At 63.5% G+C, this 838-nt stretch carries 1 protein-coding gene; it reads left to right on the top strand.

Annotation, left to right across the window (positions count from 1 at the left end; translation table 11 throughout):
• On the top strand, nucleotides 1-838 hold an 838-nt coding region (locus J5M71_RS26065), incomplete at both ends, for an MFS transporter (RefSeq protein WP_207838312.1).

Below are 838 nucleotides of genomic sequence, written 5' to 3' on the forward strand. Positions count from 1 at the left end.
TCTTTCTACTTATCTGGCTTTGCGTCTGGCCGCCGACAATGTCGACGGGCTGTGGGTCGGTGCGCTGATGGCGGCCAACTATTTCGGTCTGGTGCTGGGCGGCAAGATCGGCCATCGCCTGATCGCCCGGGTCGGGCATATCCGTGCCTACTCGGCGTGTGCCGGGATCGTCGGCGCGGCGGTGCTCGGCCATGGACTGGTGGACTGGCTGCCGGCGTGGCTGGTGCTGCGGACGCTCGTCGGTCTGGGCATGATGTGTCAGTACATGGTCATCGAGAGCTGGCTCAACGAGCAGGCCGACGCCAATCAGCGTGGGCTGGTGTTCAGCGGTTACATGATCGCCTCGTATCTGGGCCTGGTGCTGGGCCAGCTGATTCTGGTCATGCACCCCGGCCTCGGCCTGGAACTGCTGATGCTGGTGGCGCTGTGCTTTGCCCTGTGTCTGGTGCCGGTGACGTTGACCCGACGGATTCACCCGGCGCCTCTGCACCCGGCGCCGATGGAGCCGCGCTTCTTTATCAAGCGTGTGCCGCAATCGCTGAGCACGGTGCTCGGCGCCGGTCTGATCATTGGTTCGTTCTACGGTCTGGCGCCGCTGTATGCATCGCAACAGGGGCTTACGACCGAGCAGGTCGGTCTGTTCATGGGTAGCTGCATTTTTGCCGGTCTGCTGGTGCAGTGGCCGTTGGGCTGGTTGTCCGACCGTTATGACCGCGCGCTGCTGATACGCTGCTTTGCCGGGTTTCTGGCGGTGGCGGCGTTGCCGTTGGCGATCATGCCGCAGGTGCCGCTGGAGGTGTTGTTCGTCGTTGGTTTCTTCTGTTCGCTGGTGCAGTTC

It is taken from the genome of Pseudomonas sp. 43(2021), from assembly GCF_017490805.1.
Classification (GTDB): domain Bacteria; phylum Pseudomonadota; class Gammaproteobacteria; order Pseudomonadales; family Pseudomonadaceae; genus Aquipseudomonas.